Here is a 20,935-nt window from a genome sequence, read left to right as displayed (position 1 = left end):
CTCGCGACACTCCCGGTAATAATCTGAGCTGACAAATCAGTGTGAAATCTAATTATTAAATCTCAAATCAAACAAAGATATGATTTTTTGCCTGCACGGGAAAATACCCAGGGCGCTATCTGCGCATGCCCAAGATAAATGGCAGCGATCATGGTACAGGAGCCTTTGGTCGTTTACCGAACCTAAATTCATTATTCGAATGAAACTATCTATTCTATTGGTGATTATTACAGCTATGCAAGTACATGCTACGGCATTGGCACAACGCATAACGCTGACCGAAAAGAATGCAAAGCTGGACAAGATTTTTAGAGCGATAAATAAACAGAGTAAAATCGATTTTATTTATAAGATTGAACAGTTGGAGAAATCCAAGCCGGTAACGCTCCAAGTTTATGAACGTCCAATTGAAGAAGTATTGGAGTTAATGTTTAAAAATCAGCCAATCGACTATGTGGTAAAAAACCAAACCATTATTATTCGAGATAAGAAAGCGATACCAACCGATGTGGATAAATTGGTGCTCTTTCCAATGGAAAAACAAAGCTTAACGATTCAAGGAAGGGTAACCGATAAAAACAGCCAACCATTATCCGATGTAACTATATTGGAGAAAGGAACAACAAATGGTGTGAAATCGGGAAGCGATGGTCGTTTTATGTTAACTGTCAAGGATCGATCAGCTATCCTGCGATTTACCATCCTCGGCTATTTATCACAAGAATTGCCTGCATCAGCCAACTTTACTCAAGTGATATTAGCAGAAGACCTGGCTAAATTGGATGAGGTGGTCGTAGTAGGCTACGGTACGCAGCGTAAATCGAGCATGACCGCTGCAGTAACGACTGTGAACACCGAAGATTTGCAAAATATCCCTCGGCCAAATGTTTATTCGGCTTTACAGGGACGTGTTGCCGGGTTAACAATCAATGAAACTTCTGGTGAACCGGATGCATCGCCATCTCTTCTGGTACGGGGTATTGGTACGATTGATGGTAATACAGGGCCACTGATTTTAATAGATGGTACGCCCACGGGTACCTTGAATGAAATTCCAGCACAGGATATTGAATCAATCTCTGTATTAAAAGATGCTGCTGCTGCTGCAATTTATGGTGCTAGAGCGGCTAATGGCGTGATATTGGTTACAACCAAGCAAGGAAAAAGTCAGGAAACAAAACCGATCGTCCAATTGAATAGCTATGTTGGTCTTCAAACACTGGCACAGTTTCCAAAGAAGTTATCGGCCTATGAATATGCAACACTAGTAGACGAAGTGCATGTCAATGACGGGAAAAGTCCGGTTTACTCGGAGAAGGATTTGGAAATGTACCAAAATGGATTAACAGATGATTTTCATGGCAATACCGATTGGAAAAAAGAAAGTTTACTTAATACGGCACCGATTTATACGAATCACCTAAGTGTCAGTGGAAACGGTAAGATGGGAAGGTACTATGTAGCGGGAGAATATGTCGATCAAAAAGGAATGGTGAAAGAAATCGACCATTACAACCGTATGAATTTTCGAGCGAATATAACTAGCGATATATCCAAAAAAATCCAATTTCAATTTTTGTCTAATTATATCAGGACGGCTAAGGATGCTACCGGGCTAGCGGGTGTGTTCAGTAATGTGTTAGCGGCGTCCCCAACAGCTCGGGTTAAGTATAGTGACGGGAATTGGGGAAGTATGATTTTTGCGAACGATCGTTACCTGTGGGATACCGGTAATCCTGTAAAATCAATCGAAGAATATGGACCAAAAAAGACGTATTGGAATACCCTTAATACCTCCGCAAATATCAGTTACACACCTATAGAAGGGCTGGTCATCAAGGGTATGGGTACGTATAGAAATTCTTGGGGGGATAAACAAGATTATAACAGAAGCTGGATGTCATGGGATCCGTTGAAACAAGAAATTGCCCAGACGGGCCCGGCTTCCTTACTTGAAGAATGGACGAAGGAGTATAAGTACGACCTGCAATTAACGGCTACTTATGAGAAGACCTTGGACGACCATTTTTTTAAGGCTTTGGCCGGCTACTCTCAGGAAAGTCTACGCAGCGATTTTATTAAGGGATTTAGAAAAGTGTTCATTAATAATGAAATTTATGAACTCAATGGCGGTGATGCTTCTACACAAACCAACGAAGGGGGAGCAGATCAATGGTCTTTTGCTTCACTTTTTGGCAGATTGAATTACACCTATAAAGATAAATATCTACTAGAGGCCAACTTACGTTATGACGGATCTTCCAGGTTTGCTCCGGGACAACAGTGGGGAGTTTTTCCTTCCATTTCTGTCGGTTGGAACATCAATAAAGAATCTTTCTTATCGGCGTATGATTTCATTGATAATCTTAAACTGCGCTTATCGGCCGGACAATTGGGAAATGCAGAGAAAGTGGCCCTCTATTTATGGTTTCCCAAAATAGAATCGGGACCTTATTATAATTTTGATGGTAAATTGGTATTTGGTACCCGCCCAGGTGAATTTGCCAATCGGGATTTGACATGGGAAACAACAACATCGTATAATGCGGGTTTAGATGGCAATTTCTTTAAAGGAAAATTGAATGTTGAACTTGATCTTTGGAGAAAGAATACCAATGATATTTTGCTAGTGGTTCCCATATCCACTACAATAGGTTCTCCTTCTTCTAATCTCACCGTGAATGCTGGTAAAGTAGGAAGCCAAGGTTTTGATCTTACAGTGGGTACACAGGGTAATTTTGCTAATAACTTCCGCTATGCTGCAAGTTTGTCTTTTACCGGATGGCATAGCTGGATAATTGATTTAAAAGATCGCGCAACGGCGTTTAGTACGGAGTTCAGGCCGGGAGAAGACTTAGGAAATTATTATGGCTATCAAAGTCTCGGAATTATTAATGATGAAGAGACTTTGGATCGCTATAAAAAATTAGAAAATGTGGCTCCACAGACCGCATTGGGTGACTTGCAATACAAAGATCAAAATGGGGACGGCAAACTGGATTACCTCGATAACGTGAAAATAGGTAATTGGTATACAAAAAATAATTTTGGTTTGAACTTAAGCTTGGGTTATAAAGGTTTTGATGCCCAGATTTTTTTCCAGGGTGCCTTTAATGTAGATAAGCAGATCATTGGTAATACTCGAACCTCCTTCATCAATTTTCAATCGCCTGATGCGAACCAGCTTGATCGATGGACAGAAGAAAATAGAAACGCCGATGCCCTTTATCCACGCTTGCGAAAAGAGTATAATATGAATACTGGGCCAAATTCAAGTTTTTGGATAAAAGACGCTTCTTATGTTAAGCTTAAAAACCTTCAGATAGGGTATAATTTTTCTAAAGAGGGCATAGAAAGACTAGGATTGAAGGGGTTGCGAGTCTTCCTTACCGGAACAAACCTCTTTACCATCGCCCCGCATTACCTAAAAGGGTACGACCCAGAAGTGGATATGGGCCCGTCGATATATCCGACACTACGTGTCTATGCGGCAGGGGTAAATGTTAGCTTTTAGAAGCAATAATGGGGATAATTTTTTGAGATGAAAAGAACCTAATTAATGGCAATGCCAAGAAACTAGGTGTTAAAAATTAAATGGTAATGAAACGAATATTTTTATTTTTTGTATCCATTGCGTTATCGGGCTGTCAGAAAGATTTTTTGAACAAAGGTCCGTTGACCAATCTTTCAGAGGAGTCATACTGGACGCAGGGATCAGACGCAGAGTATGCTGTAAATGGTCTATATGAAGCTTTTTATGAGCTTGATGGTGGAGGAGAATTTACTCCGGGTGGAGCTCCCTATATGGATCTCTGTACCGATTTGATGTACTTAAAAGCTCCATGGGAATTTGGTTTTAATGACTTTAATACAGGAAGCCTGACAGCAGACAATGGTTGGCTAGCCAATTTTTGGAAAAAGAAATATCAATACATCAGAAATTGCAATTTCTTTTTTGAGAATGTAGACAAAGTAAAAGATCAGCTTTCTGCAGAGCAATACAACGATCTTTCTGGTCAAGCAAGGGTAGTAAGAGCTTTCCTTTACTTACGTTTGGTACAGGGATTTGGTGACGTTCCGCTAATTACTCAAACGCTTTCGGCCGATGAATGGCCGGCACGTACCTCCGCAGAAGAGGTATTAGACTTTGTTATTTCAGAACTGGCTAAAGCAGCAGAAGAATTGCCTGAAGATCAGTCGGATGGCGCACACGGCAGGATTTACAAATATGTAGCGTTAGCGTATGAAGCAAGGGCTGCTTTGCACTACGCGGGCTTTTATGATAAACCGGCCTATTATCAAGTGGCTGCTGATGCCTTAGCCGCTATTGTCAATAGTGGTAAATTCGAATTATTTAGGAAAGTGGAAGACCCAACAGATAATTTTACCCAAATCTTTTGGGCGGAGAATGAAGGAGCTGATAATAAAGAAATCATTTTTTCTGATCAATATATAAAAGACTTAAGACCGAGTAATATAAGTACTTCCTTTGCTGGTCCGGGTTGGAAAGGCCAACAGGCACAGCAGAATTATATTGATATGTTTGAGGACAAGGCAGGGTGGCAAGCACATGGAATAAGTTTTCGTGAAATGAATAGCTATCGCAATACAAAGACATTGAAGAGTCCCTTATTAGGCAAATCGGATACGTATGATCCGAAAAATGAATTTAAAGACAGGGACCCTCGTTTGAACGCAACTTTTTTTAACCCCAATATTTATCAAGATGCGAATGGCGTTCTTCAGAAGCGAGGGGAAGATTGGGCTCCGGCCAATAGAAACTTTGCTCCAGATTGGGAAAATGATTGTTACTTCTTTAAAAAATTGGTCGATCCAACCAATTTCAATCCTGTCTATTATTATGGCAATAGCGACAATAATTTTCCACTAGTACGCTACGCTGATATGCTATTGCTTTATGCTGAAGCATTGAACGAGTTGGGGCGAGCAGCTGATGCGGTGACTTATGTGAATATGGTACGCAATCGGGTAGATATGCCAACTATTGTTGTTACGGACAAAGAAGATATGCGTGAGATTATTAAACATGAGCGGAAAATTGAGCTCATTGCCGAGCAAGTTTTGGTCTGGGATTATAAGCGATGGCGAGAATACGCTCGTACAATGCCAAATGGGGTAGAGTTCTATGGATTTCGACGAGAGACGTATGGACAGGCTTCTATATTGCTTCAACGTAAATTTATTACAAACAAGTACTATTTATGGCCAATCCCTGCAGTTGAATTGAGAAATAACCAAAATATGGTTCAAAATAATGGTTGGTAATTTTTAAATAATAGATCATGATAAAATATAAGCTATTCTTGCTGCTGGCCCTGATGATGTTCGCCATAGGATGTAGTAAAGATGAATTATACACCTATCCGTCTAGCTTGAGCGATAAGGCTCAGATAACAGCTATTCGGGTGCTGAACGATGCTGGTGAAGACGTTGTTATGGATTATACGATTGATGAGGCAACGTCTACAGTTACCGTGAAAGCCAATGCAGACGCATCACTGAATAAATTATTTCCTACGGCGACGGTTTCTGAAGGAGTAGTTGTAGAACCCGTAATGGGTAATTATACAGACTTTTCTTTACCGGTAACGTATACACTAATTGCGGGAGATCGTACCACTAAAAGAAATTGGACGATAACAGTTACACATTAAAAAGAACTACTTCCAATGAAAGCAACTCATGTATCCATTGTCTTATTATGCTCTTTTTTCTTTCTGGTAGTTAAAGGCTTAGCACAACAGGTGGTTTCGATTACTGACTTTGGTATCGGGCCTAATCAATCCGTTAATGCGCTTCCGGCGATAAAAAAGGCATTGAAGTTTTGCCAGCATAAGCAAGGCATCATCATCGATTTTCCAACAGGTCGTTACGACTTTTGGCCTGTAACCCAAGCGGGAAATACAGAGCAGATCGGTTTCGATATGCAGCAACTTAAGGGAATTACTGTTGAAGGGAATAATTCTTCTTTTATCTTTCATGGAAAAATGCAGATAGCGCGCATTGATTCGAGCAGTAATATCGCTTTTAAAGGATTTTCGGTCGATTGGGACCGGCCATTTATCTCCCAAGCGGTGATTACAGCTACTACAGATAGTACATTAGATGTGCGAATTGATCGACGGAATTATCCGTATACGATCGAGCGTGATACCATTTTCTTCTATGGTGAAGATTGGAAATTACCAGTATTAAACGTTTATAATAACCTTTACGATAAAGCGCGTAAAGAGATTGTCTACCATACCTGGGATAATCCATTAGGAGACATTTTTACACAAAAGGCCGAAGAATTACCAAATGGGAATGTGCGTTTCCATGGCCAAGTGAAAATCAAACCTGATTCAGGTACTTTCGTTTCTTTATTCCATCTTCGTTACGCTATCGTCGGGTTTGAAATTAAAAATAGTACAGAGGTCTTATTGAAAGACCTCTGTATTTACCACGCCCTGAGTCACGGAGTTTTAGGCATTAGAAGCGAGAATATCACCATGGACAACGCGTCGATGATGGTTAATGATACAAAGGGACGAGTATTTAGTATCATTGCCGATGCATCGCATTTTATCAACTGTAAGGGTACCATTAAAGTAGAAAATTGTGCACATACCGGACAAGGAGACGATTTCATTAACGTACATGGGACAAACGCTAAGATTTTAGCTATCGTGGATAAGCATACAGTATTACTTAACGAAAGGGGAGGATATAATGGGGTTGGGGATGAGGTGTGGTTGGTTGATTCGGGAACGGCACAACGAACGGATAGTTTGCAAATTGCGGCGATAAAAGCGGTATATGATCAGGAAAAGTTACGTGGATATGAAGTTACTTTTAACGAAAAATTGCCAAGTACCGTTAACACAAATGATTTCATAGAAAATAAAACCTGGACTGCTCGTTTGGAATTGCGAAACTGTCGTATCCTAAAGAGGCATCGGGCACGCGGTATTTTGGTGACCACCCCTCAGGAGGCAATCATTGAAAACAATTACTTTCGTACAGCCGGCACGGCCATATTGATTGAAGGGGATTTGGATTTCTGGTTTGAATCCGGAGCACATCGTAACTTGTTGATTCGGAATAATGTATTTGAAGATTGTTTGACCTCAGGAAATGCCCATGGTAATCGGGGTGAGTGGGGTGAAGCTGTAATTACCATTACACCTTCACATAAACCATCTTCTGTTCATGATGTACCATACCATCAACATATTCGAATTCTTCACAATACGTTTAAGGTATTCGATGCCCCTTTAATACGGGCACGATCGGTAGATGGATTATGGTTTACAGACAATACAATTATAAAAACCTTCACGTATCAACCCTATACTTGGCAAAAATCTGCATGCTTATTAGATGGTTGTCGAAAAGTGATCATTAAAAACAATCTTATAGATGATCAGTATCAAACGCGAGATGTGTTGATTGAGCATATGCAAAAATCGGACGTAAACATTGACCAAAAACAAGGATTTGTGTTGCGCGAATTAAAAGGTTTAAATACGCATCATACATGGTAACCATTACAATGAAAAATATATTTTTTTTAATTACGGTTTGCTTTTTCCTTTATGCTTGTTCCCAACAGGTTGAACAATATTCAGGTGATAGCCAATATGAAAGCTTTATAGTTGATGGGGTAACCTTCAGTATAGCCGATTCACCTTGGCGTGCAGATATGCGGGGGAACCATCGGGTGTTGGTAAAAGTGAATAACCCTCAGGAGGATGCCGTATTAGCCGAAATTCCTTGGCGAAGGCCTGATATTCATCCAGAAACAAAGAACGTGATTGTTGTTGAAGCACATAGTGGACGGGAAGTGAAAAATGTAGACGCTTTGTCGATTACGAATGAAAAGGGATTAATTGCTTTTCAACCGTTTCCACAATCTGCCGATTATTATATTTATTATTTACCTTATAAATTTCGTAAAGGATCCGGTGATGCGCGGTACGGAAAACCTTGGAACGATTATCTTCCCCCTGAATATACCGCGGATGTTTCATGGAAGCAAAACGTTGCAAAGGCAGTTAACCAGCTATCGAAAGTGCAAGTCAAAAAGTTTGAGAGCCGCACTAAATTTGATTACTTTACATCCATGGGCATCATTGCTACGGATAAAGAGGAGCAAGAAATTAGCGATAGAGACACGAATAGTGCCTTCATACTCTTTCCCGAAGATAGGGCCTTTCCGATACGATTACCCAATCGATTGCCTTGGCGCTGGGTAAAAAAAGGCCCTTCAGCTGATTTTGAAGGATATGCATCAAAGCATGAATTTTACGTTTGGCAGGTGGGTTTATGGGCGATGGATTCACTTAAGGACGTACGGGTTGATTTTAGTGATTTACGCTCAGCTGATGCTGTTATTAAGAAAGATCAATTGACCTGTTTTAATCAAGAAGGGACGGGATGGGATGGAAAATCCGTTCAGTTCGCTATTCAGGTGCCGCCTGGAAAAATTCAAGCATTATGGAATGGGGTTCAAATACCAAAGGACGCGGAACCGGGAACATATAAGGGTAATATGCGTATATCAGCAGATGGCCAACAAACAAAAGACTTATCGATTACCATCCATGTTGGCGATAATGTTTTAGCAGACAAAGGGGATAGCGATTTATGGCGACATGCGCGACTGAGATGGCTGAACTCAACGATAGGTATCGATAGTCTGCCTGTTCAACCGTATTCGGATATGCATGTGCATGAGAATACCATTGAGGCAACAGGAAGAACGGTGCAGTTGGCAAAAAATGGACTGCCTGAAATGATTATCATGAATAAGCAATCCATCTTAGCTAAACCGCTGATGCTTCAACTGGAAATGCCAGAAAAGGTACTGAATATTGAAGGCGATAGTTTTTCATTAAAACAAGACGATAAGGGCTTGGTGAGTTGGCAAGCGCATCAGCTGAAAGACGGTATTTCTTTTAATTGCCATGCGTATATGGAATATGATGGTTATATCCGCTATCGCATCAAATTAGCTGCAGAAAGACCCATAACCATACCGAATATACGTCTTATTGCATCTTATCCACAACCTATTTCCACCTATTTCATGGGAGTTGGATTTAAGGGTGGATATACACCTAAAAGCTATCGCTGGAATTGGAAAGGCCCTTGGGATAGCTATTGGATTGGCAACGATCAAGCTGGTCTACATACGGAATTTAGAGGGGGAGCTTACCATGGGCCTCTGTTAAACGACTATAAACCTGATGCGCCTGCATTCTGGGCTAATGGTGGTTTAGGACAAGTAGTCCTTAAACCAAACGTTTTTAATGGAAAAGAAGTGATCGCAGAATCAGGAAAAAAAACAATTGGTCGTGATACCACAGTGATCGAGTTTGCCCTTCTGATTACACCAGTTAAATCGGTTGATACGAAAGGTCATTTTTCGCAACGGTATTACCATTCGACACCGGATGGATTTAATAAGGCAGCCAAGGAAGGGGCGAATATCGCCAACATTCATCACGCAACTCGTCTTAATCCAGTAATCAACTATCCATTTATGGTACAAGATTCATTAAAGGCCTTTATAAAAGAACAGCACCAGGCGAATAGAAAAGTGAAGCTTTATTATACAATAAGGGAATTAACGAATCATGCTACCGAATTGTATGCTTTAAAAAGCCTGCATCACGAAATATTTACCGGTGGTGTAGGATATGGTACGCCTTGGCAGATGGAGCATCTGATTGCGGATTATAAACCGGCGTGGTATACTGAACTCCCCGGAGAACAGGCTGATGCGGCTTTGGTTTTAAATGGCTTTTCGCGTTGGATTAATTATTATTTAGAAGGGCTTCGATGGATGTATGAACATGATCAATTAGACGGTATTTATATGGATGATGTATCCTTTGATAGAAGCGTGATGAAACGTATGCGGAAAATCGCTGCAAAGTATCGCCCAGATGCGTTGATTGATTTGCACTCCAACACTGGTTATTCCATCGGCCCCGCTAACCAATACACGGATTTCTTTCCTTATGTAGATCGCTTATGGTTTGGAGAAAGCTTTAAGTACAACGAAATGACGCCGGATGAATGGTTCGTAACGTTTTCCGGGATTCCATTTGGACAAATGAGTGATATGCTACAGGACGGCGGTAATCCATATCTCGGAATGGTTTATGGCGCAACAGCCCGTCATTCATATGGTCCATTTTCACCGGTACCAATTTGGAAGTTATGGCAAACATTCGGTATTGAAGATGCTGAAATGATCGGCTATTGGGCTACTAATAAAATAGTAGAAACCAATCATGAACTTGTAAAAGCAACCGTTTATCGTAAACCTGATCAAGCACTGATCGCTATTGGAAACTTTGGTAAGGATGATGTGTCGGTTCGGTTGCAGATTGATTGGTCCAAATTGGGTTTCGACCCGAAATATGTTCGTTTAGAAGCACCTGAAATTGCGGATTTTCAATCGAAACGCATGTTTAACTTACAGGAAGCGTTGCAGATCAAGAAAAAAGAAGGATTGATTTTAGCAGTAACACCTTTAACTAAAGAAAGAAAATGATACCGTTGAAACACTTACCACTTATGTTCCTTTGCTGCCTATTGTTTATAGGATTACATCTTATGAACACAGCCGTTGCAAAGGCAAGAACTGCTGACCATAACAACATAGACGATACGTTATACGTGAGCGATTTTGGTTTAAAGCCCAATACCAAAGAGAATGCTGTTCAGGCAGTATACCAAGCCTTAAAGAAAGCAAAAGGGATGAAGAATCCGGTGTTGGCATTCGCAAAGGGGCGATACGATTTCTGGCCAGATAAAATGCTTGAGCGTACCTATTTTGAATCCAATACGACGGATAATAATCCCAAACGACTCGCTATTTTCATTGAAACGATGCAACATTTAACAATAGATGGCAAAGGTTCTTCTTTTGTTTTTCATGACCGTATTCAACCCATAACCATCGAGAAGAGTGAGCAGATTGTGATTAAGAATTTAGCCATTGATTGGGAATTTCCTTTAACTGCACAGGCGCTCGTTGTGGATACCAATAGCAATTACCTAGATATATCCTTAGATGCTAAGCAGTATCCATATAGCATTGTCGATGGAAAGATCATCTTTTCTGCAGAAGGATGGAAGGGAGTGATTACCGGAGTAATGGAAGTGGATAAAGAAACCAATCTTATAGCATATAACACGGGTGATAATCCAAGTGCATTAGGATCGGGATGGCAAAAATATACCGCTGAAAAATTGGGCAAAGATATTGTACGCTTGCATTATGCTTTTAAACGTAAGCCGGCAAAGGGTAATATCCTTATTCTTCGGCATAATGATCGTGATCATGCGCTAATGTTTATTAATGAAAGTCGTAACGTACATATACAGGATGTGAATGCTTACCATTGTGCAGGCTTGGGAATTCTCTCTCAATATGCAGAAAATGTATCTTTTGAACGGGTAAATATTGTTCCTAATAAAACAAAAGGTCGGTATTTTAGTGGACATGATGATGGCTTGCATTTCTCGAATTGTCGCGGTACTATTAAGGTAGAAGCGTGTATGTTTGAAGGGCTTATGGATGATCCAATTAATGTACATGGTACTTATGTGCGCATCATCCGTAAACTTGGGAGCAATAAGTTACTGTGTCGTTTTATGGAACATATGAGCACGGGAATGCCATGGGCACGAGCGGGTGAAAATATAGCTTTCATCGATAATACTTCGATGAAAACGGTAGGTAATACCACTGTACAAGCTTTTAAACAGATCAGTACGACAGATTTTGAACTTACCTTGACATCGGCTATTCCGAGTACTATTCAAGAGGGATTTGGCTTGGAAAATATGGATTGGACACCGACAGTGCTTATTCGGACATCTACATTCGGCGGTAATCGAGCAAGAGGTGTTCTCGTTTCAACACCAAAATCGATACGAATTGAACATAATGTATTTAAGTCAAGTGGTTCGGCCGTATTGATTGCTGGAGATGTAAACTCATGGTATGAATCGGGGGCTGTAACAGACTGTCTAATCAAGGGTAATAAATTCTTATCCTCCTGCAATAATTCCTTATATCAATTTACGGAAGCTATCATTAGCATATTTCCTGAAATTCCAGTAATGAACGAACAGACTGATCGGTACCATCGCAATATTCGTATGGAAGATAACGTATTCTTTGCTTTTGATTATCCTATACTATTTGCACAATCCGTGGATGGCTTGTCGTTTAAACATAACCAATTGCATCGGAGTTACGAATTTAAGCCTTTTCATCCACGTAAAGCTACTTTTACATTGATAGGTTGCCGGAATGCGCAAATTTTAGATAATACGATTGATCCTGAACTGTTAGGAAAAAATGTAGTACTGGAATACATGGATACTCATGATTTACGTTTACAGGATGATTTTATCTTATCCCATTAATACAGACGTTTATCCTGCTGTTCTTTCCAATATTGAAAAGGTTTTAGAAATTGTTCTTCGTGGTAGAAGACGAAGGGAATTTTTCGGTCATTGTCGGGAATGGCGATTTCGTCGTAAATGAATTTGTCGTCAAAACCGGCATCTGCAGCGGTGAAACGTGTAGTTGCGTATAATATCCGTTCAGGCCTTGCCCAATAGATTGCGCCCAAACACATGGGGCAGGGTTCGCAGGACGTATAAAGGGTACAACCGGTCAGTTGATAACTGCCGAGGTGCGTGCAAGCGTCACGTATGGCAACAACTTCCGCGTGCGCTGTTGGATCATTATCGGAAATTACTTGATTATAACCTTTTCCGATGACACGGTCATCTTTAACGATGATGCAGCCAAATGGCCCACCCATACCTTGCTTAACACCTACTAAAGCAAGATCAACAGCCTGTTGTAAATAAGCGATATCTTTGTCGGTGAGCATCGTTTTCATCATAAAATAGCGTTAATTATACCCTTCTCCATGACGTTGAAAAGGTATATAGTTACCAAATTTTTATAAAGATACGCATTCTTCTTTTGATCTCCATTTTCTTTCCGGAATAGGGATTGATGAAATAGGTGAAAAAAAAATTACTAATTCCGGTGATATTTTTCTTAATTTTTGCACATCTATTTAAAAGCACGATAATAATGGTATTGGAAGAAGACAAGAAGCAGGTAACCGTTTCTGATGGTGTTTTCCTGCAACTTTATAAAAAAGTATTCCCTACGGTAGCCCGATATATCGGAAAAAGAGGAGGAACTTTGGAAGAGGCAAAAGATGTTTTTCAGGACGCGCTGCTGATTTATTATGAACGCGTACAAAGTGGATCGACACCCATTAGGAATACGGAAAAAGGTTACATCTTCGGTATATCCAAGCATTTATGGATCCGTCGGTTTAAGCAGCAGGTGACGATGGAGCCCTTGAACGAGCAATGGGATGTGCCGGAAACAAAGGAAGAGACCATAGCTGATAGGCAAATTGTGCAAATGCTTAAGCAGGCTGGAGAACGATGCATGCAATTGTTAAAGAGTTTCTATTATGAACAATTAACGATGGCTGATCTGGCGAAGCGATTTGGCTTTGCCAGCGAGCGATCGGCGACGGTGCAAAAGTTTAAATGTTTGGAAAAAGTGCGGGATTTTGTTAAAAAAAATATAGGTCAGTATGAGGACATCATTAATTGAAATCCGTTTGTTAGAAGACTATCTCCAGCAGCGGCTATCTCCTGAGGATAAGCTATTGCTTGAGGCAAGACTATTACTTGAAGAAGGTTTACAGGAACGCCTGTCGCTTCAACAACGTTGCTATCAGCTGATTCAGGTTTATAGTCGGGAAAGCGTTCGTGAGCAATTGCAGCGGGTAGAACACGCGCTGTTTACCCAACCTGCACACAAACGGCTTGTACAGAAAATAAAGCAGTATTTTTTATAGGCTGTAGGCTTGGTGAAAGAAAAGCTAACAACCCGTTAGTAGCCGGACAGGCTATAACGAATAACCAACAACCAACAACGAATAACAAATAACTATATGGAATTTAGAAAATTTGCTGTATCCCACTACGGGGTGAGTGGGAATACCTTTGACGAGTATGCTAAGCACATAGAAACGACGATATCCATGTCTATGACGCCTTATATAACCGAGGAACGTCAGCTCAATGTAGCGCAGATGGATGTGTTTTCGCGATTGATGATGGATCGGATTATCTTTCTCGGTAATGCGGTAGACGATCGGGTAGCGAATATTATACAGGCTCAATTGCTGTTTTTGCAATCAACGGATGCGCAAAAAGACATTCAGCTTTATATCAATTGTCCGGGAGGATCCGTGTACGCAGGTTTAGGCATTTACGATACTATGCAGTATATTTCACCCGATGTGGCTACTATCTGTACCGGCATTGCTTTATCTTTTGGTGCGGTATTGTTATGTGCTGGTGCGGCGGGAAAAAGAGCGGCTTTAAAACATGCGCGTGTCATGATCCATCAGCCCTCGGGAGGCATGCAGGGCACTGCTGCCGATATGGAAATTAATCTGCAGGAAACGCTCAAATTACAAAAAGAGCTCTATCATATTATTGCAAACCATAGCGGGCAATCGTATGATTGGGTACACACGTCGTCTAACCGGGATTACTGGATGACCGCCGAAGAGGCTAAAAAATATGGCATGCTGGATGAAGTGCTTTACAACAATTTGCCAGATAAAAATAATGCAGCTACCGAGAAATAGATAATTAAACCCGTAACATCAACTAGGGTTGCCACAAAGGGCGCAGACGCCGTAGCGGGGTCTAGCCCTAGCTTTCTGAGTACAAAAGGAATCAGCGAACCGGAAAGCGATCCCCATAGCACGATAAAAGTTAACGAAACGGCCACACTAATCCCTACCCAAAACCAATAGATACCGTAATCGTATATACCTGTTTTCTGCCAAATAAATACCCGTAAGAAACCAATAAGGCCTAATATGGAACCTAATAAAAGTCCGGAGAAAATTTCTTTACGCATCACATACCACCAATCACTTAACTTGAGTTCACCCAAAGCCATTGCCCGAATAATAAGAGAGGCGGCTTGTGAGCCCGAATTTCCACCGCTCGAAATAATAAGCGGGATAAATAAAGCGAGTACCACGGCCTTCTCAATTTCTCCATCGAAATACCCCATCGCGGATGCGGTAAACATTTCGCCTACAAATAGAATGATTAACCATCCAGCCCTTTTTCTTACCAGCTCTATCCAGCTGGTTTTGGTATACGATAGGTCCAGCTCTTCTACACCACCAAATTTTTGAATATCTTCGGTATCCCGTTCTTTAATTTGATCTAATATGTCGTCAAACGTTACAATTCCAATCAACACGCCCTTTTCTGTTGTAATGGGTAGCGCTTCCCGATCATATTTTTCGAAGATGTCTAAGGCAGCCTCAATGGGTGTCGTGCTGGTAATGGATATAAAATTGTTATCCATCAAATCAGCCATAAGCGTATCGCGCTCTGCCATTAACAATTGCCCGATCTTTAAGTCGTCAATTAATCGATTCTGGTTATCGACTACATAAATATAATTTAATGTTTCTGCTTTTTTGCCAAATTTCTTAATATGTGTAAACACCTGCTCGACCGTCCAGTTGCTTTTCGCTTGCACGTAATGCGGAGTCATTAATTTGGCAATACTTTGTGGAGGATAGCCGATGAGATTTAAAGCAATTTCTTTCTCCTCAGCGTTAAGTAGATTGATCAATCGTTTAATGAGATCGTCAGGAAAGTTTTCAAAAAGTAGCGTTCTATCATCTGGCTCCAAATTATTCAAGACAACGGCAACGTCCCGATCGCCTAAGCTTTTAATAATTTCCTCTTGTATAGGGGGATCAAAATAGGAAAAGACTTCTGCTTTTTGATCACTGGTTAACCGTAGAAAGGTTAAATACCTTTCCTTTGGTGTCAATGCTGCCATTTGCTCTGCGATATCCGCAGGATGTGTTTCCAAAAATCTTTCCATAACCTATCATTTTCAGTGAGCAGCCCTGATTATTTTTCGCGACAAACTTAGATAAAAAAGTATGGATATACAATGTAGCGGGTGTCTTCTACATTTGTTTTGACAAAGATAGGAAACACCCGCTGATCATAGAAGATAAAAGACGCTTTTAGTCGTCTAGTTTAAAAAATTGTTTTACTGTTTGATAATTATTCAAATCAACTTGATTATTTTTCGCTGCTGTTGCCGCTTTACCTGCAATGACAACAACTTTGAATGCAATTCCCGGAGCAGAAGGAGCCGTATTGCTGGAGTTATGTACACGCAGTGTAACCGAACCTGCTTTAATACCATAGGTGAAATGGTTGGTTTTACCCGTCTCATAGAAGGAAAGGGGTAAGGCACTCCAAGGGCTTTCCCAAAAGAAGCCACCATAAACCATTACAGCACCATTATTGACGATATCCGCAGTAATTTCTGGCACAGACAGCGTGGCGACCACATAATTGGTTGAAAATATAACACTGCTGGTCCATGTAATCTTATTGGCCGTAAACGTTCGTGTAATGACATTGGCATTTCCTTGATCACCTTTACTGCCTTTATCTCCTTTGTCTCCTTTTTCGCCCTGCTCCCCTTGGATACCTTGAGGCCCCTCTGGACCGATATCTCCTTTTTTACAGGCATTGAAACTACCCATAATCAGTAAAAAAAATAATAGATGTTTGATGAATGTTTTCATAATCTTGTGTTTTTTTATGTTGTTTATCCGTATAGTCGGACGAAATAGAAGGAAGGGAAACAAGAAAATGAAATAAAATATATTCACGTTTTAACATGAGGAGATTTACAAAGGGGAGAAGGTGGAGCGGGACTACTTTTCTACAGATACGGTAAAATAAAAAGGTTTCCAAAATTATTTTGGAAACCTTTTTATTTTATAGGACTATCAGAAGTTTACCTAAAAATAATGACAGCTCTACTACAGTCGAGATCACGTCTTTATAATCTCTTGTGGCAATTTATTCAATTATTCGTTGATATTAAGGCTAGGCGGTGTTAATCCTTTTTCTGTACACGCCCGCTTTGCCGGTCTTTCTTTCGGCCAATGGCGTAACCACCAGCACCACCAACAGCAGCTCCGATAGCTGCGCCTTTGCCCTTACCGATAATCGTACCTAAAACTGCACCAGCACCAGCTCCAATCGCAGTTCCCTTAGCAGCATCACTCCATCCTTTTTTCTTAGGAGCTGTAGCAACAGGCGTATTTTCGCTGGGTTGAGCTACCGGCTCATTAGCTTGTTCATAGCCAGTATCACCATCATATCCTGCATCACCTTGATCTTGGTAAACATCGTTAGTGGTTTCTGTTCCTGTCGTACCCGCATTAGATTTCTTAGAAGAACTTGTAGCCTGACGATTAGCTGAATTGGGATTGGATGAAGCTTGTTCTTCAGCCTGTTTTGAACTTTCCTCGGCTATCGCTTTTTTTTCAGCATCAGCTCTTCTAAAGCTATCTAGCGCCAAGCTGTCTTTAACGTGTTGCAGTGCTTCCTGCTTGGCTAATGCTTCTTCTTTTGCTTTGTTATCATTACATGCCGTAAAGCCAATTCCGGCAAATAGGCATATAGCTATCCATTTATTCATGACGTTATTCCTTTTCTGATGAATACCAATGAAAAAATTGTGCCAAAAAAGACAAGCTACACTGAAATAAAAGAAAACTTTTTTGTGATTGACCAGATTTTACAGAAATTTATCATTCTTAACAATGATGAAGATGACTTTAGAAGCATTTAAAGAAACACTTACCTTAAGCGAACCTCCAGTGGCATTTTCCGTTCACCTAAAAGCGTTGTGGTACGATGCGAAGGGCAATTGGCAACGTGCCCATGATCTTATAGATCAGTTAACCGATGCTATTTCTGCACATGTACACGCTTATTTACACCGTAAGGAAGGTGACCGCTGGAATGCGCAATATTGGTATAACCGGGCAGATCAACCCATGCCGCAGCATTCGCTCGATGAAGAATGGGAAGATCTGTTCTATAAGTTACGCGTTGCGAGTTGTTAGTTGCCCGTTGTGGGAAAGAAAACGCTTCACACGCAACTCATTTAATTGCTCCAAAAGCGGCAAAGCATAAATTTTTATGCAAGATTTCTGTCTTTCGAAATCCGACTTTTTCTAATAATTTTAACTGATAATTGACGGAACGAGGGGTGTCTTCCTTTGCAATATAGTCAAATACCTTATCTCGATACGTTTCATCTTTTAAATGGATGAGGTATTCACCGAAACGCTCTTGGTAAATGAGCTGTTGAATAGTAGGCGTTTCTTGCTTGATAAAATCAGAAACCCATAGACTGCCTCCCGGTTTCAGGAGGTGATATAATTTGGTAAACGCTTCTTCCCAATCTTGATCATCCCGTAAATGATGTAAGACAGCCGCAGCCATAATGGTATCGTAATGGTTCTCAGGCAAAGGAGCTGTTCGTATATCTTCCTGTATAATCGTGATGATTCCTGTATTGACCGCTTCAACACGTTCTTTTGCCCGTTGCAACATGGGTAAGCTGAGATCTAATAGGGTACAGTCCAATGGCGCTTTTTTGCTTAAAAGCTTTAACGTATAATTTCCGGCGCCACAGCCGATATCTAATACCGTCTTCAAGTTGGGCGTACACGCTACAATACTATCTACAATTAGCTCCATGCTGAAAGCGGCGTCGATGGTTGTTTGCTGGCCGGTTTCTAAATTGGAAAAGCGTTCTACATCTTTATCAAAACGTGCTTTGATTTCATCAACTGTCGATTTGTTTACAAAATTATCCATTTGCTGTCGTTTATGTTTAAGACAAATTTATCGGAATAAATGATAGCTTAAAAATACTATTATTTGCAATTATTAATACCTTTGAGGTATCATGGAATTACGTCACCTGCTTTATTTTAAAACAGTGGCTGAACTTTTACATTTTAGTAAAGCTGCCGAACGTCTGCATATTTCGCAACCGCCGTTAACACGGCAGATTAAAGAATTAGAACAAGAGCTTGGTGTGCAGTTATTTTACCGGAACAATAGGCGGGTTCGCCTGACCGAGGCTGGCGCTTACTTTTTTAAATCTTGCGAATCACTTATCGGGCAGTTGGAGCGGAGCAAGCAATTGGTCAAGCAAATTCATGATTCGGTGAGCGGGGAATTTCGGATTGGCTACATCAGTTCGACATCATTAATAGCGCTTGCTAAAATCCTGCAAAAATTGCAGGATGAATATCCCCTACTAAAAACGCGTTTGTATGAGCTTTCTACGATCAAGCAGGTGAAGGCTTTGGAGGAAGGTAAGTTAGATGTAGGGATTTTACGCGCGCCGATTGCTTCCACACAATTGGAAATTACTTCGCTATGGCAAGATAAGTTTGCACTAGTCTGCTCTGCCGAAAAACCATTGGCATTAGGTATAGACGATTTCATACAGGCACATTTTATCTCCTATAATCGTCACTACGCTCCGCATTACCATCAACAGTTTATTGCTTGTTGTCGCAGAATTGGCTTTGAACCTCAGGTTGTCCATGAATGTAACAATATGCATTCGATATTAAGTTTGGTAGAAAATAATCTTGGAATAGCCTTGGTTCCGGCATCCATAAAGGGCCAATATCCCTCCCTCCATTTAAAATTTACAGATTTGGAAGATATTCCGGTATACACGGAAATTGTTATGGCTCATCATCATCATACGGAACATCCGGCATTGGACAGTTTTAAGAGTGGCTTTAAAGCTTTAAGCGCTAGGCTTTAAGCTTATGTTTTACATTTCGTCTCAGTTCTCAGGCATTTTTACCTTGAATGCTTTAAATGGATAAACATATGCTTTTTTACCATCATTGTAGCCGGCATTTCTATTCACTTGTGAACAGGTGAAATAAAGCTAACCGTCTTTTCCAATACCAAAAGAATCTGGCCAAATGTATTGATCGCTTTGTGAAAGTAAGTGGATTTGTCCATCCGGACTTAAGTATTTTATCGCTTTTTCTGTGGATACTGTCAAGTAGATGTTACCCTTACGATCGGCAATCATGCCATGGCAAACACCTGTTTTAGCTACTTTTTCCACTTTCGATGAGCGGGTTTGTTTATCGAGGGATGTATCTGCGAGATATTTCGTTTCGATACGATACAGGTAGTCTTGGTTAATAGCCCGAAAGTAAAGATATTGGTTGTCACGCGTTAAGGCAATCCCATTAACGTTAGATACAAATGGTTGCTTGCTGGCATCCATGACATCTTTTCCTTCGATGTGTAAGACATAGCCGGGTTGCGCTAGGGTAGCAGGATCATCCTGAAGTACAATCCGACTTTTTCCGTTCACCAGATTCAGGACGACAATGGCTTTTAAAGCTGGATCGGATAAATACGCGAGCTGTTTATTGTTATCTATACGAACATCATTTAATGCACTTTTATTTTTTGGTAAATCATCAAAGGTGTAGGTTTTCTTAACTTGATTGTCCTTTAAATCAATTTTTACCAATTTGAACTGACCACCTGCTTGCTTACTATCTCCGAATACAGAATTGCCGCCTCCGGGTTTTGAATCGAGTACCCATAACATATCCCGATCATCCACCATCATGTCTTGTACGTTGACAAAATGCTCCTCGGGTTGATTGGACTGATATACGTTCCATTCTTTATTGGGATAAGGCACCCGCTTCCCGTCAATGATTTCTGTTAGTGCATATAAGAACGGTTCGTTATGTGGGAAGGATACAAAGATGCGGTTGGTCTTTTCGGATACAGCCATACCGATGGGTTGGTTTTCGCCAAAAGAAGCTACTTCGATTGGATTATTTTGGCCTTTTAGTTTTGTGGCAACGGCAAGCATAAGGAAAAGAGATAACCAAGGAATGCATTTCATTTTTACATGATTATTTGTTAACAAGACAAAGAA

At 40.6% G+C, this 20,935-nt stretch carries 17 protein-coding genes; 11 read left to right on the top strand and 6 right to left on the bottom strand.

Going from position 1 to position 20,935, the window contains the following annotated elements; genetic code table 11:
- Positions 1-79: 79 nt before the first annotated feature.
- The 6 genes from ABD930_RS20475 (at position 80) to ABD930_RS20450 (ending at position 12,453) form a co-directional block, all read left to right on the top strand.
- Positions 80-3,514, top strand: coding sequence for a TonB-dependent receptor (locus tag ABD930_RS20475; RefSeq protein WP_345234889.1), 3,435 nt, complete (start codon positions 80-82; stop codon positions 3,512-3,514).
- 86 nt (positions 3,515-3,600) lie between these two features.
- The gene (locus ABD930_RS20470) at positions 3,601-5,286 is read left to right on the top strand and encodes a RagB/SusD family nutrient uptake outer membrane protein (RefSeq protein ID WP_345234887.1); all 1,686 of its coding nucleotides are present in this window, start codon (positions 3,601-3,603) and stop codon (positions 5,284-5,286) included.
- Between the two features lie 17 nt (positions 5,287-5,303).
- A complete protein-coding gene (locus tag ABD930_RS20465; protein ID WP_345234884.1) occupies positions 5,304-5,675 on the top strand; it encodes a DUF5018-related domain-containing protein in 372 nt (123 codons plus the stop codon).
- A 15-nt stretch (positions 5,676-5,690) separates the two neighbouring features.
- Positions 5,691-7,547, top strand: coding sequence for a right-handed parallel beta-helix repeat-containing protein (locus ABD930_RS20460; protein WP_345234882.1), 1,857 nt, complete (start codon positions 5,691-5,693; stop codon positions 7,545-7,547).
- 8 nt (positions 7,548-7,555) lie between these two features.
- Positions 7,556-10,567: a glycoside hydrolase domain-containing protein gene (locus ABD930_RS20455; protein WP_345234880.1), complete on the top strand. Its 3,012-nt coding sequence runs from the start codon at positions 7,556-7,558 to the stop codon at positions 10,565-10,567.
- A gap of 62 nt (positions 10,568-10,629) precedes the next feature.
- Positions 10,630-12,453, top strand: coding sequence for an alpha-1,3-galactosidase-related protein (locus ABD930_RS20450; RefSeq protein ID WP_345234878.1), 1,824 nt, complete (start codon positions 10,630-10,632; stop codon positions 12,451-12,453).
- Here the strand turns inward: ABD930_RS20450 and ABD930_RS20445 are convergent.
- Positions 12,450-12,941, bottom strand: a complete 492-nt coding sequence (locus tag ABD930_RS20445) for a nucleoside deaminase (protein ID WP_345234876.1) — start codon at positions 12,939-12,941, stop codon at positions 12,450-12,452. The two genes, ABD930_RS20450 and ABD930_RS20445, sit on opposite strands and share 4 nt — an antisense overlap.
- 197 nt (positions 12,942-13,138) lie before the next feature.
- Between ABD930_RS20445 and ABD930_RS20440 the strand changes: the two genes are divergently transcribed.
- From ABD930_RS20440 to ABD930_RS20430, 3 genes are all read left to right on the top strand, one after another.
- Entirely contained in the window at positions 13,139-13,678 is a 540-nt protein-coding gene (locus ABD930_RS20440; protein ID WP_345234874.1) for an RNA polymerase sigma factor, read from the top strand.
- Complete coding sequence (locus tag ABD930_RS20435) at positions 13,659-13,925, top strand: hypothetical protein (RefSeq protein ID WP_345234872.1); 267 nt, start codon at positions 13,659-13,661, stop codon at positions 13,923-13,925. The genes ABD930_RS20440 and ABD930_RS20435 overlap by 20 nt, the downstream gene beginning before the upstream one ends.
- Positions 13,926-14,021: 96 nt before the next feature.
- Positions 14,022-14,726 carry an ATP-dependent Clp protease proteolytic subunit gene (locus ABD930_RS20430; protein ID WP_345234870.1) on the top strand — a complete coding sequence of 235 codons (705 nt, stop codon included), beginning with the start codon at positions 14,022-14,024 and terminating at the stop codon, positions 14,724-14,726.
- On the opposite strand, the gene mgtE is transcribed toward ABD930_RS20430, so the two are convergent.
- From mgtE to ABD930_RS20415, 3 genes are all read right to left on the bottom strand, one after another.
- Positions 14,681-15,997, bottom strand: a complete 1,317-nt coding sequence (gene mgtE / locus ABD930_RS20425) for a magnesium transporter (protein WP_345234867.1) — start codon at positions 15,995-15,997, stop codon at positions 14,681-14,683. The genes ABD930_RS20430 and mgtE overlap by 46 nt on opposite strands.
- Before the next feature lie 148 nt (positions 15,998-16,145).
- Positions 16,146-16,718, bottom strand: a complete 573-nt coding sequence (locus tag ABD930_RS20420; RefSeq protein ID WP_345234865.1) for a hypothetical protein — start codon at positions 16,716-16,718, stop codon at positions 16,146-16,148.
- Between the two features lie 317 nt (positions 16,719-17,035).
- On the bottom strand, positions 17,036-17,623 hold the full coding sequence (locus ABD930_RS20415; RefSeq protein WP_345234863.1) for a YMGG-like glycine zipper-containing protein: 588 nt from the start codon (positions 17,621-17,623) through the stop codon (positions 17,036-17,038).
- A 133-nt stretch (positions 17,624-17,756) separates the two neighbouring features.
- Between ABD930_RS20415 and ABD930_RS20410 the strand changes: the two genes are divergently transcribed.
- A complete protein-coding gene (locus tag ABD930_RS20410) occupies positions 17,757-18,053 on the top strand; it encodes a hypothetical protein (RefSeq protein WP_345234861.1) in 297 nt (98 codons plus the stop codon).
- Between the two features lie 37 nt (positions 18,054-18,090).
- On the opposite strand, the gene ABD930_RS20405 is transcribed toward ABD930_RS20410, so the two are convergent.
- Positions 18,091-18,813: a class I SAM-dependent methyltransferase gene (locus tag ABD930_RS20405; RefSeq protein WP_345234859.1), complete on the bottom strand. Its 723-nt coding sequence runs from the start codon at positions 18,811-18,813 to the stop codon at positions 18,091-18,093.
- A 91-nt stretch (positions 18,814-18,904) separates the two neighbouring features.
- Here ABD930_RS20405 and ABD930_RS20400 point away from each other — a divergent pair, with 91 nt between their 5' ends.
- Entirely contained in the window at positions 18,905-19,783 is an 879-nt protein-coding gene (locus ABD930_RS20400) for a LysR family transcriptional regulator (RefSeq protein ID WP_345234857.1), read from the top strand.
- A 129-nt stretch (positions 19,784-19,912) separates the two neighbouring features.
- Here ABD930_RS20400 and ABD930_RS20395 read toward each other — a convergent pair whose 3' ends face one another.
- The gene (locus ABD930_RS20395) at positions 19,913-20,902 is read right to left on the bottom strand and encodes an L-dopachrome tautomerase-related protein (RefSeq protein ID WP_345234855.1); all 990 of its coding nucleotides are present in this window, start codon (positions 20,900-20,902) and stop codon (positions 19,913-19,915) included.
- Positions 20,903-20,935: the final 33 nt, after the last annotated feature.

It is taken from the genome of Olivibacter ginsenosidimutans, assembly GCF_039542865.1.
Taxonomy (GTDB): domain Bacteria; phylum Bacteroidota; class Bacteroidia; order Sphingobacteriales; family Sphingobacteriaceae; genus Olivibacter; species Olivibacter ginsenosidimutans.
Note: the sequence above shows the minus strand (reverse complement) of the source record. Positions and strands in the feature narration are given on the sequence as shown.

Excerpts from the sequence above, each read along its gene's own strand:
- ABD930_RS20440 (WP_345234874.1), top strand. The coding sequence starts at position 13,139 with ATGGTATTGGAAGAAGACAAGAAGCAGGTAACCGTTTCTGATGGTGTT.
- ABD930_RS20420 (WP_345234865.1), bottom strand. The coding sequence starts at position 16,718 with ATGAAAACATTCATCAAACATCTATTATTTTTTTTACTGATTATGGGT.
- ABD930_RS20470 (WP_345234887.1), top strand. The coding sequence starts at position 3,601 with ATGAAACGAATATTTTTATTTTTTGTATCCATTGCGTTATCGGGCTGT.
- ABD930_RS20435 (WP_345234872.1), top strand. The coding sequence starts at position 13,659 with ATGAGGACATCATTAATTGAAATCCGTTTGTTAGAAGACTATCTCCAG.
- ABD930_RS20415 (WP_345234863.1), bottom strand. The coding sequence starts at position 17,623 with ATGAATAAATGGATAGCTATATGCCTATTTGCCGGAATTGGCTTTACG.
- ABD930_RS20400 (WP_345234857.1), top strand. The coding sequence starts at position 18,905 with ATGGAATTACGTCACCTGCTTTATTTTAAAACAGTGGCTGAACTTTTA.
- ABD930_RS20445 (WP_345234876.1), bottom strand. The coding sequence starts at position 12,941 with ATGATGAAAACGATGCTCACCGACAAAGATATCGCTTATTTACAACAG.
- ABD930_RS20410 (WP_345234861.1), top strand. The coding sequence starts at position 17,757 with ATGACTTTAGAAGCATTTAAAGAAACACTTACCTTAAGCGAACCTCCA.
- ABD930_RS20475 (WP_345234889.1), top strand. The coding sequence starts at position 80 with ATGATTTTTTGCCTGCACGGGAAAATACCCAGGGCGCTATCTGCGCAT.
- mgtE (WP_345234867.1), bottom strand. The coding sequence starts at position 15,997 with ATGGAAAGATTTTTGGAAACACATCCTGCGGATATCGCAGAGCAAATG.
- ABD930_RS20455 (WP_345234880.1), top strand. The coding sequence starts at position 7,556 with ATGAAAAATATATTTTTTTTAATTACGGTTTGCTTTTTCCTTTATGCT.
- ABD930_RS20460 (WP_345234882.1), top strand. The coding sequence starts at position 5,691 with ATGAAAGCAACTCATGTATCCATTGTCTTATTATGCTCTTTTTTCTTT.
- ABD930_RS20450 (WP_345234878.1), top strand. The coding sequence starts at position 10,630 with ATGAACACAGCCGTTGCAAAGGCAAGAACTGCTGACCATAACAACATA.
- ABD930_RS20465 (WP_345234884.1), top strand. The coding sequence starts at position 5,304 with ATGATAAAATATAAGCTATTCTTGCTGCTGGCCCTGATGATGTTCGCC.
- ABD930_RS20430 (WP_345234870.1), top strand. The coding sequence starts at position 14,022 with ATGGAATTTAGAAAATTTGCTGTATCCCACTACGGGGTGAGTGGGAAT.
- ABD930_RS20395 (WP_345234855.1), bottom strand. The coding sequence starts at position 20,902 with ATGAAATGCATTCCTTGGTTATCTCTTTTCCTTATGCTTGCCGTTGCC.
- ABD930_RS20405 (WP_345234859.1), bottom strand. The coding sequence starts at position 18,813 with ATGGATAATTTTGTAAACAAATCGACAGTTGATGAAATCAAAGCACGT.